The sequence below is a fragment of the Kitasatospora griseola genome (assembly GCF_044999035.1).
Lineage (GTDB): Bacteria > Actinomycetota > Actinomycetes > Streptomycetales > Streptomycetaceae > Kitasatospora > Kitasatospora griseola.
In genome coordinates this window covers 7,512,710-7,529,268 of the sequence record NZ_CP173360.1, presented here as the reverse complement: position 1 = coordinate 7,529,268, position 16,559 = coordinate 7,512,710, and the positions used below count along the sequence as shown (strand labels likewise).

At 70.9% G+C, this 16,559-nt stretch carries 11 protein-coding genes and 1 pseudogene; 8 read left to right on the top strand and 4 right to left on the bottom strand.

All coding sequences use genetic code 11. The features are described from left to right. Nucleotides 1–497: 497 nt before the first annotated feature. Entirely contained in the window at nt 498–1,487 is a 990-nt protein-coding gene (locus ACI1MP_RS33970) for a LacI family DNA-binding transcriptional regulator (RefSeq protein WP_404870871.1), read from the bottom strand. A gap of 865 nt (nt 1,488–2,352) precedes the next feature. Between ACI1MP_RS33970 and ACI1MP_RS33965 the strand changes: the two genes are divergently transcribed. The 8 genes from ACI1MP_RS33965 to ACI1MP_RS33930 all read left to right on the top strand — a co-directional run bounded on the left by ACI1MP_RS33965 (nt 2,353) and on the right by ACI1MP_RS33930 (nt 12,354). Further along, nucleotides 2,353–3,336 carry an ABC transporter substrate-binding protein gene (locus ACI1MP_RS33965; protein WP_380342013.1) on the top strand — a complete coding sequence of 328 codons (984 nt, stop codon included), beginning with the start codon at nt 2,353–2,355 and terminating at the stop codon, nt 3,334–3,336. Nucleotides 3,337–3,401: 65 nt separating this feature from the next. After that, on the top strand, nt 3,402–4,922 hold the full coding sequence (locus tag ACI1MP_RS33960) for a sugar ABC transporter ATP-binding protein (protein WP_380342015.1): 1,521 nt from the start codon (nt 3,402–3,404) through the stop codon (nt 4,920–4,922). Further along, a complete protein-coding gene (locus tag ACI1MP_RS33955; RefSeq protein WP_380342017.1) occupies nt 4,919–6,001 on the top strand; it encodes an ABC transporter permease in 1,083 nt (360 codons plus the stop codon). The genes ACI1MP_RS33960 and ACI1MP_RS33955 overlap by 4 nt, the downstream gene beginning before the upstream one ends. Further along, nucleotides 5,998–6,969 (top strand): galactofuranose ABC transporter, permease protein YjfF, encoded by a 972-nt coding sequence (yjfF, locus tag ACI1MP_RS33950; protein ID WP_380342020.1) that lies wholly within the window; start codon nt 5,998–6,000, stop codon nt 6,967–6,969. Before ACI1MP_RS33955 ends, yjfF begins: the two co-directional genes overlap by 4 nt. Nucleotides 6,970–7,232: 263 nt before the next feature. After that, complete coding sequence (locus ACI1MP_RS33945) at nt 7,233–8,930, top strand: ribulokinase (protein ID WP_404870870.1); 1,698 nt, start codon at nt 7,233–7,235, stop codon at nt 8,928–8,930. Between the two features lie 6 nt (nt 8,931–8,936). After that, on the top strand, nt 8,937–9,608 hold the full coding sequence (locus tag ACI1MP_RS33940; RefSeq protein WP_404870359.1) for an L-ribulose-5-phosphate 4-epimerase: 672 nt from the start codon (nt 8,937–8,939) through the stop codon (nt 9,606–9,608). A 13-nt stretch (nt 9,609–9,621) separates the two neighbouring features. Further along, nucleotides 9,622–11,127, top strand: a complete 1,506-nt coding sequence (araA, locus tag ACI1MP_RS33935) for an L-arabinose isomerase (protein WP_404870358.1) — start codon at nt 9,622–9,624, stop codon at nt 11,125–11,127. Nucleotides 11,128–11,271: 144 nt separating this feature from the next. Continuing rightward, entirely contained in the window at nt 11,272–12,354 is a 1,083-nt protein-coding gene (locus ACI1MP_RS33930; protein WP_404870357.1) for an aldose epimerase family protein, read from the top strand. A 1,027-nt stretch (nt 12,355–13,381) separates the two neighbouring features. Here ACI1MP_RS33930 and ACI1MP_RS33925 read toward each other — a convergent pair. The 3 genes and pseudogenes from ACI1MP_RS33925 to ACI1MP_RS33915 all read right to left on the bottom strand — a co-directional run bounded on the left by ACI1MP_RS33925 (nt 13,382) and on the right by ACI1MP_RS33915 (nt 16,538). After that, nucleotides 13,382–14,665 (bottom strand): amidohydrolase family protein, encoded by a 1,284-nt coding sequence (locus ACI1MP_RS33925; RefSeq protein WP_404870356.1) that lies wholly within the window; start codon nt 14,663–14,665, stop codon nt 13,382–13,384. Nucleotides 14,666–15,112: 447 nt separating this feature from the next. Then, nucleotides 15,113–15,881: pseudogene (locus ACI1MP_RS33920) on the bottom strand (IS5 family transposase); the annotation flags it as partial. Between the two features lie 231 nt (nt 15,882–16,112). After that, nucleotides 16,113–16,538, bottom strand: a complete 426-nt coding sequence (locus ACI1MP_RS33915; RefSeq protein ID WP_380342033.1) for a PH domain-containing protein — start codon at nt 16,536–16,538, stop codon at nt 16,113–16,115. Nucleotides 16,539–16,559: the final 21 nt, after the last annotated feature.

Sequence of the window (16,559 nt, the reverse complement as noted above, 5' to 3'; positions counted from 1 at the left end):
GGATCGCCCGGGCGACCGAACGCCGCGGGGACGTCGGTCCCCGGGGCCGGCCGGGTGAGCGGATCGCCCCCGCGCAGGGACGCCGGCCTCACGCCGTCCACCGGCCGGGTCTGCAACAGGTGCTTCACCCGGACCTGGCCGCGGGCCGGCGTGGCCAGAGACACGACATCGGACGAAGGTCGGTCTCCTTCGGCACGGTCGAGGCGCCGGCGATGACCTGCCCGTGTAACGGTCAAACGCCCACCACTGATCCACGGCCCGCGCGGCTGAGCTCGGCCGTCGCCGACGGGTCGGCCCGCAGTGCCGACGGGGCGTCAGGCCGTGGCGGGCGCGCACTCCTTCCTCCGGGCCTGCCGGACGGCGTGCCGAGAAACGAGAAGGCCATCGGCATGTCTTTCGCTGCGGGCATGCCGAGCAGGGGCCCGCGGCCGGACCGGGCGCGGTACTGCCGCGGGGACGGGCCGGGTCGTCGCTGTCGGCCCGGCCGGTGGATGCGGTCAGACGCGGTGGACCGGGCCGGTGCTGCGGCGAAGCACTATTTCCGGGGTGACCCGCACCCGGGCACTGGGCCGTGTCGCGCCGCCGAGCTCGGCCACCAGCAGTTCCAGGGCGCGGCGGCCGAGTTCGCCGAAGTCCTGCCGGACGGTGGTGAGCGGAGGGATGAAGTACGCGGCTTCAGGGATGTCGTCGAAGCCGACCACACTGATGTCGTCCGGTACCGAGCGGCCGCCCTCGTGCAGAGCGCGCAGCAGGCCGAGGGCCATGTGGTCGTTGGCGCAGAACACCGCGGTGACGTCGGCGTGCGCGGCGATCCGCTGGCCCGCCTCGTAGCCCGACCGGGCACTCCAGTCGCCGGTCTCCACGGCGGGTACGCGCGCGCCGGCGGCCTCCAGAGTGCGGCGCCAGCCCTCCTGGCGGTCCTGGCTCTCCAGCCAGCCCGCCGGGCCGGCCAGATGATGGACGGTGCTGTGGCCGAGATCGAGGAGTTGCTGGACGGCCGCGACCGCTCCGGAGAGGTTGTCGACCGAGACCGTCGGGATGCTGGAGCGGGTGCCGGAGCCGACCGCGACCACCGGGATCGAGCTGGAGAGCTTGGCGACGGCGCTGACCGCGGAGGTCTGCGGGGCGATCACCACCACTCCTTCGACGCCCTGGTCGCGCAGCCGGTCGACGGCCTCCTGGACGGAGCGGCTGTCCAGCGAGCGCAGGCTGGCGACGCTGACGAAGTACCCGGCGCTGCGGGCCGCCCGCTCGATGCCGTCCAACATCGAGGCGGGCCCGTACAGCGTGGACTCGAAGCTGACCACGCCCAGGGTCTGCGAGCGGCGGGTGACCAGCGCCCGGGCGGCCGAGTTCGGCCGGTAGTCGAGCTCCCGGATGGCGGCGAGCACCCGGTCCCGGGTGCCCGGCCGGACGTGCGGCGCGCCGTTGAGGACCCGCGACACCGTCTGGTGCGACACCCCTGCCAACTTCGCAACGTCCGCCATCACCGGCTGACGCGACGCCAGGTCGGCCGTTTCGGTCCCCAACTCGACTCTCCCTCAATGACTGCGGACAACCACCGGGCGGCCGGCCCGCCTCGTGCAGAGCAAAGGGGAGCGGCAGTGGCCTCGCGCCGATGCTTCAGGGTACCGCCGATTATTGTTCACGCTCACAATCGACCTCGCGCAGTGGGCTGGGGGTGATCGTCGGCGGCTGTGGTTCCACGCCAACAGGCTTGTGCAGTAAGGCAGTTCAAGGCGGTCGCCAGTGACGGAAGGGGCGGCGCTCCGGTAGGCGTACGGCAGCCTGCCCGAGTTGACGGCCAGGGTTGCGGAGGCGGCCGGGCCGCTGCTGCGACTCGCCCGGACGTGCCACCTGGCCGTGTCGACCGTCGGCGCCGAGGCGTCGCCGGTGTCGCCCGCGACCAGGAGTGCGGCGGACGGCCGTGATCGTCGGCCCGGTGGAGCGCCGTTCTCGGAGTGGGGAAGCGCGACCGTGATCGCCAACTGCGGTCCTGCGTACAGGTCGTGACACGGAGGAAAGCACGGTGGTGGCGGGGCGTCAAGGAGGTCGGGGCGACTTGATCGTGGCCCGCGGCCGGTTCGGGTTCGGGCGCGAGCGCCGTGTGCCGGAGAGGGGTGTGCATGGCCGGTCAAGATTGGGTAACGGGCGGTGGCGGGGCTTGTGGCAGCCGATTGTGAACGCTAACAATCTCACTCGAGCGAAACGGCGCCGCCACGCCGCGTTCACATCGACGAGATGGCGGGCCTTCCCGGCCGGGCCCAGCCCCGGTCGTCCCGCCCGGTCCCGTGAACGCCGGCCGGTCTCCGCCGTCCGTGCGATCGACGATCCCCGAGAGGAAGTCCTCACATGTCCAAGAGAGCTGCGGCGGCCCTGGTCGCCGGTGCGATGGTCGCTGTCCTCACCGCGTGTGGTTCCGGCGGCGGCGGTGGCTCTGCCGGCAAGGGTTCCGGTCACAAGCTCGTCGTGGGCTTCTCGCAGGTCGGTGCGGAGAGCGGCTGGCGCACGGCCAACACCAAGTCGATCCAGGAGTCGGCGAAGAAGGCCGGCATCGAGCTGAAGTTCTCCGACGCGCAGCAGAAGCAGGAGAACCAGATCAAGGCGATCCGCTCGTTCATCCAGCAGAAGGTCGACGTGATCGCCTTCTCGCCGGTGGTCGAGTCGGGCTGGGACACCGTCCTGAAGGAGGCGAAGGACGCGCACATCCCGGTGATCCTGACCGACCGCGCGGTCGACTCCAAGGACGAGTCGCTGTACGTGTCCTTCCTCGGCTCGGACTTCGTGGAGGAGGGCAAGAAGGCCGGCGACTGGCTGGTGAAGGAGTACCAGGGCAAGCCCGGTGACGTGAACGTCGTCCAGTTGGAGGGGACCACGGGCTCCGCGCCCGCCAATGACCGCAAGTCCGGCTTCGCGGACGCCGTCAAGGGCGAGCCGAAGTTCAAGGTGGTCGCCTCGCAGACCGGCGACTTCACCCGCGCCAAGGGCAAGGAGGTCATGCAGGCCTTCCTGAAGTCCCAGCCGAAGATCGACGTGCTGTACGCGCACAACGACGACATGGCGCTGGGCGCGATCCAGGCGATCGAGGAGGCCGGGAAGAAGCCCGGCGCCGACATCAGGATCGTCTCCGTCGACGGCGTCAAGGACGCCTTCACCGCGATGAGTCAGGGCAAGATCAACTACGACGTCGAGTGCAACCCGCTGCTCGGCGACCAGCTGATGGACCTGGTGAAGAAGGTCAAGGCGGGTGAGAGCGTGCCGCGGCGGATCAAGACCGAGGAGGGCGCCTTCACTCCCGAGCAGGCCACCGCGGCCCTGCCCAACCGACAGTACTGACCCACCCCGCCGGGTCGGGCCGCCCTCGGGCGGCCCGACCCGGGAGACACGAGAGGAGAGCCGGGGTGCGGCAGCAACCGGTCCTGGAAGTCCGGGGGATCCGCAAGGAGTTCCCCGGGGTGGTGGCGCTGGACGGGGTCGACTTCCGGCTCTTCCCCGGCGAGGTGCACGCCCTGATGGGGGAGAACGGCGCCGGGAAGTCCACGCTGATCAAGGTGCTCACCGGCGTCCACCCATCGGACGGCGGCGAGGTCGAGCTGGCCGGCGAACCGGTGCGGATCGCCGGGCCGCTCCAGGCCCAGCAGGCCGGCATCAGCACGGTCTACCAGGAGGTGAACCTCTGCCCGAACCTCTCGGTCGCGGAGAACATCTTCATCGGGCGCGAACCCCGCCGGTTCGGCCTGATCGACTGGGCGGCGATGCGGCGCCGGGCCGCCGAACGGGTCCGCGGAATCGACCTGGACATCGACGTCAGCGCCCCGCTGAACAGCTACTCCATAGCCGTCCAGCAGCTGGTGGCGATCGTCCGCGCGGTCGACGTCTCCGCCAAGGTCCTGATCCTGGACGAGCCGACCTCCAGCCTGGACCGCGACGAAGTGCGCCAACTCTTCGCCGTCATACGGCGGTTGCGCGACCAGGGCGTGGCGATCCTGTTCGTCTCGCACTTCCTCGACCAGGTCTACGAGATCTGCGACCGGATGACCGTGCTACGCAACGGCCGCCTGGAGGGCGAGTACCTGACCAGCGAACTGAACCAGGTCGAACTCGTCTCCCGGATGATCGGCGCCGAACTCGCCGGACTCGACCAGCTCGGCGGCGGCAAGCGGCGCGAACGCACCGCCCCCGCCGGCAAGGCGTTCCTGCAGGCCGACCGGCTGACCCGGCGCGGCGCCGTCGAACCGTACGACCTCGACATCCGCCCCGGCGAGGTGATCGGCCTGGCCGGACTGCTCGGCTCCGGACGGACCGAAGCCGCCCGGCTGCTGTTCGGCGCCGACCAGAGCGACGGCGGCACCCTGCGGATCGAGGGCGCCGTGACCGCGCTGCGCAGCCCGCGCGACGCGATCGCGCACGGCATCGCGTTCTGCTCGGAGAACCGCAAGACCGAGGGACTGGTCGGCGAACTGACCGTCCGCGAGAACATCGTGCTGGCCCTGCAGGCCTCCCGCGGCTGGACCCGCCCGCTTTCGCGCACCGCGCAGGACGCCTACGCGCTGCGCTGGATCCGCGCCCTGGACATCCGCCCCGGCCACCCCGAGGCGCTGGTGCGCAACCTCAGCGGCGGCAACCAGCAGAAGGTGCTGCTCGCCCGCTGGTTGATCACCGACCCGAAGCTGCTGATCCTCGACGAGCCCACCCGCGGCATCGACATCGGTGCCAAGGCCGAGATCCAGAAGCTGGTGGCGAACCTCGCCGAGGACGGCATGGCAGTGCTGTTCATCTCCGCCGAACTGGAGGAGGTGCTGCGGCTCAGCCATCGAATCGGCGTGCTGCGCGACCACCGGATGGTCGCCCAGCTCGACAACGACGGCGAGCTCACCCCGGAGCGCGTCATGGCCACCATCGCGAGCGGAGCGGACCAATGAGCACGGCAACGGCGGCGAGCCCGGTGAAGGCGGTGACCCGGTCCCGGCTGTTCTGGCCGGCCGTGGTGCTGGCCGTGCTCCTGGTCGCCAACCTCGCCTTCACCCCCGACTTCCTCGCCGTCCGCCTCCAGGGCGGCCACCTCTACGGCTCCCTGATCGACATCCTGCACTTCGGCGCCCCACTGATCCTGGTCTCCCTCGGCATGACCCTGGTGATCGCCACCGGCGGCATCGACCTCTCGGTCGGCTCCACCGTCGCGATCTCCGGCGCCCTGGCCTGCCTGCACATCAGCGAGTCCACCGACCCGGGCGGCCTCGCCACCGTGCTGACCGCCGTCGGCATCGCGCTCGGCACCGCCCTGGTGCTCGGGGCCGTCAACGGCCTGCTGGTGGCCAAGGCCGGCGTGCAGCCGATCATCGCCACCCTGATCCTGATGGTCGCCGGCCGCGGCGTGGCCCAGCTGATCACCGACGGCCAGATCATCACCGTCACCAGCGACCCGTACAAGCTGATCGGCGGCGGCCACTGGCTGACCATGCCGTTCGCGATCCTGCTCAGTGCCCTGGTGGTGCTGGCCACCGTCCTGCTGACCCGATCCACCGCGCTCGGCCTGCTGCTGGAGTCCGTCGGCGGCAACCCGGTGGCCAGCCGGCTGGTCGGCATCCGGGCGATGCGCCTGGTGGCCCTGGTCTACGTGTTCAGCGCGCTGTGCGCGGCGCTGGCCGGCCTGATGGTGTCCTCCAACGTCTCGGCCGCCGACGGCAACAACGCCGGACTGTGGATCGAGCTGGACGCCATCCTCGCGGTGGTGCTCGGCGGAACCTCGCTTAACGGCGGACGGTTCTCGATCGGCGGCACCGTCCTGGGCGCGCTCATCATCCAGACCCTCTCCACCACCGTCTACACCATCGGCATCCCGCCGGAGACCACCCTGGTCTTCAAGGCGTTCGTGGTCATCGCGGTCTGCCTGATCCAGTCGCCCGTCTTCCGCGCCAAGCTCGCCGCCCGCGGCGCTCGCACCCGGCGCACCGCCCGGCCGCACGCCGCGGCCCCCACCAACCGGGAGGTCGGCGCATGAACGCCCATGCCCTGCTGACCCGCCTGCGCGGACAGCTCCCGCTGCTTGTCACCGCGGTCCTGCTGGTGTCGATGTTCAGCGTCGGCTCGGTGCAGTACGACGGCTTCTTCTCCGGCCAGGTCGTGCTCAACCTGCTGATCGACAACGCCTTCCTGCTGGTCGTCGCGGTCGGCATGACCTTCGTCGTGCTCACCGGCGGCATCGACCTGTCGGTCGGCGCGGTGGTGGCGCTGTCCACCATGGTCTCCGCCTGGCTGGTCGAACAGCACGGCTGGCCGCCGCTGCTGGTGATCCCGCTGGTCCTGCTGATGGGCACCGCCGGCGGCTGGCTGATGGGCTGGATCATCCACGTCTTCGAGATCCAGCCGTTCATCGTCACCCTGGCCGGCATGTTCCTGGCCCGCGGCCTGTGCTACACCATCAGCGTCGAGTCGATCTCCATCACCGACCCGCAGTACACCGCGATGGCGCAGACCAGGATCCCGCTCGGCGACCTGTTCGTCTCCCCGAGCGCGCTGATCGCCCTGTTGGTGGTCGCCGCCGGCTTCGTGGTCCTGCACTACACCCGGTTCGGCCGCAACGTGTACGCGCTCGGCGGCAGCGAGCAGTCCGCACTGCTGATGGGCCTGCCGGTGCAGCGCACCAAGACCACTGTCTACGCGATCAGCGGCTTCTGCTCCGCGCTCGGCGGCGTGCTGCTCACCTTCTACATGCTGTCCGGCTACGGCCTGCACGCGGTGGGTCTGGAACTCGACGCGATCGCCGCGGTCGTCATCGGCGGCACCCTGCTGACCGGCGGTTCCGGCTACCTGCTGGGCACCCTGCTCGGCGTGCTGGTGCTCGGCCTGATCCAGACTGTGATCAGCTTCCAGGGCACCCTCAGCTCCTGGTGGACCCGGATCGTCATCGGCGCCCTGCTGTTCGTCTTCATCGTCCTGCAGCGCCTGATCACCGCCCGCCGACGCTGACGGCCTCCGGTCTGCGGCCCGGGGCCTGCGTCACCGGGCCGCGGCGCGCACCTGAATGTGAGCGCTACCAATTCCGCCGACCCCGCCGGGCCGTACGGCACCCCGCTTCGTCGGACGGCCCGCGCGGTTCCCGGTCCGCGCCCGTCAACGGCGCGGGCCGGGAGCACCGGTCGGCCGCCGGCCCGCAAGGACGCGGAACCGCCGGCGGCCGCCGACCCCCACCGTCCACGCCCCCACCCGATGCCAAGGAAGAGACAGTGAGCGTGACTTCCCACCACGACCAGGCGAACGCGTCGGAGAGCTACGTCGTCGGCGTGGACTTCGGCACCCTGTCGGGGCGCGCGGTCGTGGTCCGCACCAGCGACGGCGAAGAGCTCGGCACCGCCGTGCACGCCTACCCGCACGCCGTCATCGCGGACCGCCTGCCCGGCACCGGCCGCCGCCTGCCCCCTGACTGGGCGCTCCAGCACCCCGAGGACTGGCGCGAGGTGCTGCGCACCGCCGTCCCCGCCGCGCTGGCGGCCGCCGGCGTCGACCCGGCCGCCGTGATCGGCATCGCCACCGACTTCACCGCCTGCACCGTGCTGCCCACCCTCGCCGACGGCACCCCGCTCGCCGAACTGCCCGAGTGGGCGCGGAGACCGCACGCCTGGCCCAAGCTGTGGAAGCACCACGCCGCCCAGGGCCAGGCGGACCGGATCAACGCCCTGGCACACGCCCGGAGCGAGAAGTGGATCCACCGCTACGGCGGGAAGATCTCCGCGGAGTGGCAGTTCGCGAAGGCCCTGCAGGTGCTGGAGGAGGACGCCGAGGTCTACGCGGCGTGCGAGCGCTGGATCGAGGCCGCCGACTGGATCGTCTGGCAGCTGACCGGCACGGAGTCCCGCAACACCTGCACCGCCGGGTACAAGGGGATCTTCCAGGACGGCGGTTACCCGTCCGAGGAGTACCTGGCCGCCCTGCATCCCGATTTCGCGGACTTCGCCCGCACCCGGCTGGAGCACCCGCTCGCGCCGCTGGGCACCCGGGTCGGTTCGCTGACCGCCGAGGCCGCCGCGTGGACGGGCCTGCCGGAGGGCATCGCGGTCGCCGCAGGGAACGTGGACGCGCACGTGGCGGCCCCCGCCGCGCAGGCCGTCGAGAACGGCAGGCTGCTGGCGATCATGGGCACCTCCACCTGCCACGTCGTCAACGGCCCCGCCCTGGCGGACGTCCCCGGCATCTGCGGGGTCGTCGACGGCGGCATCGCCGAGGGCGCCTGGGGCTACGAGGCCGGACAGAGCGCGGTCGGCGACATCTTCGCCTGGTGGCTGCGCCAGGGCCTGCCCGCCGACCACCTCGCCGAGGCCGAGGCCAACGGCGAGGACGCGCACCAACTGCTCACCCGCAAGGCCGCCGCCCAACGCGTCGGCGCCCACGGCCTGGTGGCGCTCGACTGGATGAACGGCAACCGCTCCACCCTGGTCGACCACCACCTCTCCGGCGTCATCGCCGGACTCACCCTCGCCACCACCCCCGAGGACGTCTACCGCGCCCTGCTGGAGGCCACCGCCTACGGCGCCCGCACCATCGTCGAAGCCCTGGAGAACGGTGGCGTCCCCGTCACCGAGTTCGTCGTCACCGGCGGCCTGAAGAAGAACGCCCTGCTCATGCAGATCCACGCCGACGTGCTGCGCCGCCCGGTCTCGCTGGCGGCCTCCGAACAGGGCCCGGCCCTCGGCTCGGCCGTCCACGCCGCCGTCGCCGCCGGTGCCCACCCCGACGTCCGCACCGCCGCCGCCGCGATGGGCCGCGTCCAGCGCCACGCCTACCTGCCCGATCCGGCCCGCGCGGACGCCTACGACGCCCTGTACGCCGAGTACCGCCTGCTGCACGAGCACTTCGGCACCGGCCCCGACCTGCTGCTGCACCGCCTGCGCGCCATCCGCAACACCGCCCTCAGCCACGACACCGAGGACTGACACCCCATGAGCGACACCATCGACCTGCTGCGCCGCCAAGTCGCCGACCTGCACCAGGAACTGGTCCGCTACGGCCTGGTCGTGTGGACGGCGGGCAACGTCTCCGCCCGCGTCCCCGGCGAGGACCTGCTGGTCATCAAGCCCAGCGGCGTCTCCTACGACGAGCTGACGCCGCAGAACATGATCCTGTGCGACCTGGACGGCAACGTCGTCGAGGGCGGGCACGTCCCGTCCTCCGACACCGCCGCGCACGCCTACGTCTACCGCCACCGCCCCGACGTGGGCGGCGTGGTGCACACCCACTCCACCTACGCCAGCGCCTGGGCCGCGCGCGGCGAGCCGGTGCCGTGCGTGCTGACCGCGATGGCCGACGAGTTCGGCGCCGAGATCCCGATCGGCCCGTTCGCGCTGATCGGCGACGACTCGATCGGCCGCGGCATCGTCGAGACCCTGGCCGGGCACCGCTCGCCCGCCGTGCTGATGAAGAGCCACGGCGTGTTCACCATCGGCAAGGACGCCGAGGCCGCCGTCAAGGCCGCCGTCATGTGCGAGGACGTCGCGCGCACCGTGCACGTCTCGCGCCAGCTCGGCGAGCCGCTGCCCATCGCGCAGGACGACATCGACCGCCTCAACTTCCGCTACCAGAACGTCTACGGCCAGCGCCCTGCGGCCCAGTGAAGGAGTACCACCAGTGACCGAGGTTTTCACCGGACGCGAGATCTGGTTCCTCACCGGGAGCCAGGGCCTCTACGGGCCCGAGGCGTTGCAGCAGGTCGCCGAGCAGTCCCAGCAGGTCATCAACCAGCTCGCCCGCACCGGCCTGCCCGTGCGCCCGATCTGGAAGCCCGTCCTCACCGACGCCGACGCGATCCGCCGCGTGTGCCTGGAGGCCAACGCCGACGACGCCTGCGTCGGCCTGATCGCCTGGATGCACACCTTCTCGCCCGCCAAGATGTGGATCGCCGGCCTGGACGCGTTGCGCAAGCCGCTGCTGCACCTGCACACCCAGGCCAACCGCGACCTGCCGTGGTCGACCATCGACATGGACTTCATGAACCTGAACCAGGCCGCCCACGGCGACCGCGAGTTCGGCTACCTCCAGTCCCGCCTCGGCGTCGCCCGCAAGACCGTCGCCGGCCACGTCGGCGATCCCGCCGTCGCCGGCCGCATCGCCACCTGGTCGCGGGCCGCCGCCGGCCGCGCCGACCTCGGCTCGCTCAAGCTCGCCCGCTTCGGCGACAACATGCGCGACGTCGCCGTCACCGAGGGCGACAAGGTCGAGGCCCAACTGCGCTTCGGCGTCTCCGTCAACACCTACGCCGTCAACGACCTGGTCGCCGCCGTCGATGCCACCGCGGACGCCGACGTGGACAAGCTCGTCCGCGAGTACGAGGAGCTCTACCGCCTCGCCCCCGAACTGCGCCCCGGCGGCGAGCGCCACGACTCGCTGCGCTATGCCGCCCGGATCGAACTCGGCCTGCGCGGCTTCCTGAAGGACGGCGGCTTCGGCGCCTTCACCACCAACTTCGAGGACCTCGGCGGCCTGCGCCAGCTCCCCGGCCTCGCCGTCCAGCGCCTGATGGCCGACGGCTACGGCTTCGGCGGCGAGGGCGACTGGAAGACCGCCGTCCTGCTGCGCACCCTCAAGACCGCCGCCACCGGCCTGCCCGGCGGCACCTCCTTCATGGAGGACTACACCTACCACCTGGAGCCCGGAAGGGAGTTGATCCTCGGCGCGCACATGCTGGAGGTCTGCCCGAGCATCGCCTCCGCCACCCCCTCCTGCGAGATCCACCCGCTGGGCATCGGCGGCCGGGAGGACCCCGTCCGGCTGGTCTTCGACGCCGCGCCCGGCCCAGCCGTCGTCGTCGGACTGGCCGACCTCGGCGACCGCTTCCGCCTGGTCGCCAACGAGATCGACGTCGTCACGCCCACCGAGCCGCTGCCCAACCTCCCCGTCGCCCGCGCCGTCTGGCACCCCCGCCCCGATCTGCGCACCTCCACCGAAGCGTGGCTCACCGCCGGCGGCCCCCACCACACCGTGCTCACCAGCGCCCTCGACAGCGACCACCTCGACGACCTCGCCGAAATGCTCAAGGTCGAGCTCGTCCTCATCGAACAGGACACCACCATGCGCCGCTTCACCCGCGAACTGCGCTGGAACCAGGCGTACCACCGCCTCGCCCAGGGCCTCTGACCCGGGTTCCTGAGGGATTGTCACCGAGGACCGACGACGCCCGCCCGCCCGCGGGCGTCGTCACCCGTTTCCGCACCAGTTCGTCTGCTTGCCCGCTTGCCTGCCCCCGTCCCCTGCCGCCTGCACGCCGAACGGAGCCCGCCCGTGCCGCCCGAAGCATCCGCCCGACCGAGGATCACTCAGGCCGAGGTCGCGACCCTCCCCGACGGCCGCTGGATCACCCGTTGGACATTCGGCGCCCCGGGCGGCGTCACGGCGGAGGTGCTCAGCCTCGGCGCCCGGTTGGAAGCCCTGCACGCCCCCGACCGCGACGGTCACCGCAGCAACGTCGTGCTCGGCGGCGACCGGGTCGCGGAACTGCTCGGCGACGCCGCCTACTTCGGCGCCACCGTCGGACGGTACGCCAACCGCGTCGCCCACGGCACCCTGCCGCTGGACGGCGCCGTGCACCGCCTCGCCACCCAGGACACCGGCCACACCCTGCACGGCGGACCCGACGGCTATGCCACCCGCCTGTGGGAGGGCACGCCCGTCCGGCAGGACCGGCGGGTCGGCGTCCGCCTGCGCCTGCACAGCCCGGACGGCGACCAGGGCTTCCCCGGCGCGCTGACTGCCCAGGTCACCTACCTGCTCGACGCTGCGGGCGAGTTGACCATCGACTACCGGGCCGTCACCGACGCGCCCACTGTCGTCAACCTCACCAACCACGCCTACTTCAACCTTGCGGGCGAGGGCAGCGGCACCGTCCTCGACCACCTGCTCCGGGTCGACGCCGCCGGCTACCTCCCTGTCGACGACGACCTGATCCCGCGCAGCCCGGTCGAACCCGTCGTCGGCACCCCCTTCGACCTCCGCGAAACCCGGGCGATCGCCGACCGACTGACGGACCGCCACCCGCAGCTCGACCTGGCCGGCGGCGGCTACGACCACAACTGGGTCCTGGACGGCACCGGCCTGCGGACCGTCGCGGTCCTCACAGACCCGGCCAGCGGCCGCCGCCTCGAAATCCGGACCACCGAACCCGGCCTTCAGGTCTACACCGGCAACCTCTTCGACGGCGCGATCACCGGCCGCTCCGGCCGCCCCTACCGCGCGCACGCGGGCATCGCCCTGGAGACCCAGCACTTCCCCGACTCCCCGAACCATCCCGAATACCCCTCCACCGTCCTGCGCCCGGGGGAGGAATACCGCTCCACCACGGTCTACCGGTTCACTGCCGGCCGCTGACGGTTGCCCACGGCACGGTGCCCGGCCGCCCGCAGAGCCGAACGAAAGAACTCGACCCGTCATGACCGACGCATTGAACCGTCCGAGCGACCCCGGTCCCTCCGGATCGTCGACCGATACGCCGACACGTCCATCGGCATCTGCGCCGCTGTCGTCAGGTTCTCCGTGCCTGCCGACAAATGCCGAACGGGCTCCCGGCGGGCCATTCTTCGCCCACAGGCTGGGCCGCGAGAGGACAGCGCTGTACAGGTCGGTGCCCCACTGCAGCAGGCCGTCGAGTTGGCGAACGGTCGTCCCAGCCAGGCACGTCGGCCTGAGGAAGAACGTCTGACGACGCGCCCCGTCGGCCGCTCTCGTGCCCGCCCCCACCGTCGCTCCGGTCAAGGCGGACGACAATATGGTCAACATGGAAATCGTGACGACTGGACAGAGCCACCACCTCGACCAAGGTCCCCGCGGCCCCACTGCCACCGACCTGGAACAAGGTATTTCGGAGGGCGCTGGAGAGGCCGTTCCGCGAGTGCGCCGCTCAGCAGGGCAAGAACGCCAACGAGGTCATCGTCCACCTGGCGCGAAACCGCCCGGGACCTGGGAGGACCTCCAGGGGAGTGCGACCCTCCCCGCTCCTTTCAGGACAAGTCCGCCGCGGAGAACGGCTTCGCGGAGGGTGGCTGACGTCCCCTTGGATGCTGTTCGTGCCGCCGCAGATCCGTAGGCCCTGCGGCGGCACACGCGCCTGTGCTCACAGTTCGGTGATGGTGAGCTTCGGCCTGGTCCTCGCCGTACTTGCAGCAGACGCCGCCGGTGGACGGGAATGGGCCTGCCGGCGGCGCACGCTGCTTCGGTAGGGCGGCCGCGGTCTGTCGCTCACTCAGGTCCGGGCCCGGACGATGGACGGTCACAGCGAGCGGAGCTGCGCGGGCACTGCTCTCTCCCGTCTGCGGCGGTCGCCCGGGGCGGGTCCGGATATGGAGGGGGTGCGGTTCGAGTGATCCGCGGCCCTGGTGGACGGCGGTGCTGTGCGGGGTCAGGCGAGGGTGTTCTTGTAGATGCGGCCGTCCTTGATGATCACGGCGAGGTTCTTGTCCGGGTTGCCGAGCACGGTGAGGTCCTGGGTGGGGTCGCCTTCGACGAGGAGGACGTCGGCCCAGGCGCCCTCGGTGATCCGGCCGAGGGGAGCCGCCTTGTAGGGGTCGCGCTCGCCGGAGAGCCGGAAGAGTTCGGCGTTGCCGGAGGTGGCGATCCTCAGTGCCTCGACGGGCGTGAAGTCGAAGTGGGTGGACAGCCGGGTGAGCATCTCGTTCTGCAGTCCGGCCTTCTCCGGTTCGAGCATCAGGTCGGTGCCGAAGGCGATGTTCGCGCCCTGCTCCCGCGCCCACGTGAAGGAGTTCGCGACGCCCTCGCAGACCTGCTTGTTCTTCTCGGTGCTCTCCGGGTTGGGGTACTCGTGGTCGTTTTCGAGGAAGGGCTGGGTGCTCAGCCACACCCCGCTGTCGGCCATCAGCTTGACGGTCTCGGCGCCGGCGACCAGGTGGCCGTGCTCGATCGACTTGATCCCGGCGGCGATCGCGCGGCGGACGCCTTCGTCGTTGTAGACGTGCGCGGCCACGTAGGTGCCCCAGTCCGTGGCGGCCTCGACCGCGGCCTTGAGTTCGTCCGGCGTGTACTGCAGCACGTCCAGCGGGTCGTAGGCGGAGGCGACCCCGCCGCCCGCCATGACCTTGATCTGGGAGGCACCCTTCTTCAGCTGCTCGCGTACGGCCGCGAGCACCTGGTCGCGGCCGTCGGCGACGCGCAGGAACCCGATCTGCTCGGCGCGGGCGTGCACGCCGCAGGAGAAGGTGTTCGCGTCCTCGTAGACGTCGGAGAAGTCGCCATGGCCGGAGGTCTGGGAGATCGCGGCCTGGCTGGGGTAGATGCGCGGGCCGGGGAACGTTCCCGCGTCCAGGACCTGCCGCAGCGAGGCGACGTCGCCGGCCATGTCCCGGACAGTGGTGAAGCCGCGCATGAGCATCCGCTCGGCCGCGGCGAGCGCGGTGTAGTAGCCCGTGCCGGTGGCGCCGGCGGTCAGGCCCGCGAGGGAGGTCCCGGTCGCGAAGAGGTGGACGTGCGCGTCGGTCAGGCCGGGGATGAGCACCCGCTCGCCGCCCTCGATGACGACGGTCCCCTCCGGCGGGTTCCGCGTACCGATCGCGGCGATCCTTCGGCCTTGGATGAACACCGACGTCGGCGGGGTCGGCCCGGAGCGTACGGCGTCGAAGACACGTACGTTGTTGATCAGGATCGGTACAGGGGTCTGCTGGAGGGTCACGGTCTTCCTCTCGTGGCGGGACGGTACGAGCCGACGGGACTCACCGGCCAGGCGGGCACTCGATGTGCTCGCGCGGGAGCGGGAGCGGGAGCGGGAGTCCGGGACACAGGGCAGGGAACCCCTGCCCCGCCCTCCCGAGAGCGGGCGCCGTCCATCGCCGGCACGTACCGCCCATCTCGACTCGGTTGTGCGGGGAAGCGCCGACGAGATTCCGGAGTAGAACACCCAAGGCCTGATCAGCGGCCATGACGCGCTCCCGCAGGACTGGTCGCCGACACCGCGGCCCGCTCAACTGCACACGCTAGCTTCGAGGTCGTCGGCACATGATGCAGGCGAGGTCGATCCCCGGCAGAAGATCACCCGATGTTGTGAACCTTGCCGAGCCGCCCCGCCACTGCGGGAGCGCCTTCGCGCCCGTACGCAGGTCGCGGCACCGACGCCCCCGAGGATCATGGCTTCGGGGCGGGCTGGGAGGGCTCCGCAGTCGCGGGCGAGACGGCGGTGGTTCATGAGCCGGCCGAAGGTGCGCTCGACGATCCATCTGCGGGGCTGGACGACGAATCCTTTGGTGGTGGGGTCGCGGCGGACGATCTCGACGTCGATGCCGAGGGCAGCGCCGTGTTCGACGACGGCGTTCTTGTAGCCCATGTCGGTCCAGGCCTTGCGGATGGCGGGGTGCTCGGTGGCCACGGCAGTCAGCAGCTGCCTGCCGGCGGGGCTGTCCTGCACACTCGCGGCGGTGACCAGGACCATCAGCAGCAGGCCGATCGTGTCGGTGACGATGTTCCGCTTCCTGCCCATGATCTCCTTGCCCGCGTCGACACCCTGCGTGGTGATGGGGACGTTCGTGGAGGTCTTCACGCTCTGGGAGTCGACGATGCAGGCCGTCGGCTCCGGATCACGGCCCTCGGCAACGCGGACCAGACGTCTCAGCAGACCGTTGAGATACTCGAACACCCCCTCCTTCCGCCATCGGGCGAAGTAGGCGTAGGCCGTTTCCCAGGGCGGGTAGTCGTGCGGGAGGCAGCGCCAGGGGGATGCCGGTGCGGTCGACGTACAGGATCGCGTCCAGGAGGTCGCGCAGTTCGTGCTCGGGCGGCCGGCCGAACGCGAGGGCCCGCTCGGTGCGTGCCCGGCGCCAGGCGGTGAGGGTGGGCTCGACCAGGGCCCAGCGGGCGTCGGACAGGTCACTCGGATATGGTCGACGATCCGTCATGACAACGGCATACTGCGGAATCGACGCACTTCCCAGGGCTTGCGGCACTCGGGGGACAGAAGCCAACGAGCACGGCTTTCTGGGATGAGACAGGAGCAACCGCGCAGTTCCGGCGGACGGAAGCGCAACAGCGGCTCTCCTGTCACCGCCGCCCCAGAAGCCGCTGAACACCAGGAACTGAGTGGACCGAAGAACAGGACCAAACAGCCCACCTATGGGCGAAACGCCCAGTCAGTCGTTGAGGCGAGCTCGGCGGTCAGCGAGTTCGGAGTTCAGTTCGGTGGCGACGCGATACGCGTAGCCCCGCCCGGTGATGTGGGATGCGTTGGCCGGCTGGACCGCGCTGCAGCGGACGGCTTTTCCGTTCGTCAACCTTACGACCAGGAAGAGGTCGACGTCGAAGCTGTCGACCTGCTCCCAGGAGATCACCTTGGTGGAGAACGCATTGCGGACGATCAATCCGGTGCGGGTGGCGGTGAGTCCGGTCCGGATCATCAGGACGCTGAATGCGACGAGGACCAGCCCGGCTGCGGCCTGCGCGATTGCCTGGGCGGTGTCGTCGGAATTGGTGGCAAGGAGGGCTATGACGATGCCGAATCCGGCGAACAGCGGCCAGAGGTAGCGGTAGGTGGGGTTCTTGTATTTCTTGGCATCCATGGTGCAGGTCCTTTGGGCGGT

Excerpts from the sequence above, each read along its gene's own strand:
- ACI1MP_RS33970 (WP_404870871.1), bottom strand. The coding sequence starts at position 1,487 with ATGGCGGACGTTGCGAAGTTGGCAGGGGTGTCGCACCAGACGGTGTCG.
- ACI1MP_RS33965 (WP_380342013.1), top strand. The coding sequence starts at position 2,353 with ATGTCCAAGAGAGCTGCGGCGGCCCTGGTCGCCGGTGCGATGGTCGCT.
- ACI1MP_RS33955 (WP_380342017.1), top strand. The coding sequence starts at position 4,919 with ATGAGCACGGCAACGGCGGCGAGCCCGGTGAAGGCGGTGACCCGGTCC.
- yjfF (WP_380342020.1), top strand. The coding sequence starts at position 5,998 with ATGAACGCCCATGCCCTGCTGACCCGCCTGCGCGGACAGCTCCCGCTG.
- ACI1MP_RS33940 (WP_404870359.1), top strand. The coding sequence starts at position 8,937 with ATGAGCGACACCATCGACCTGCTGCGCCGCCAAGTCGCCGACCTGCAC.
- ACI1MP_RS33915 (WP_380342033.1), bottom strand. The coding sequence starts at position 16,538 with ATGGATGCCAAGAAATACAAGAACCCCACCTACCGCTACCTCTGGCCG.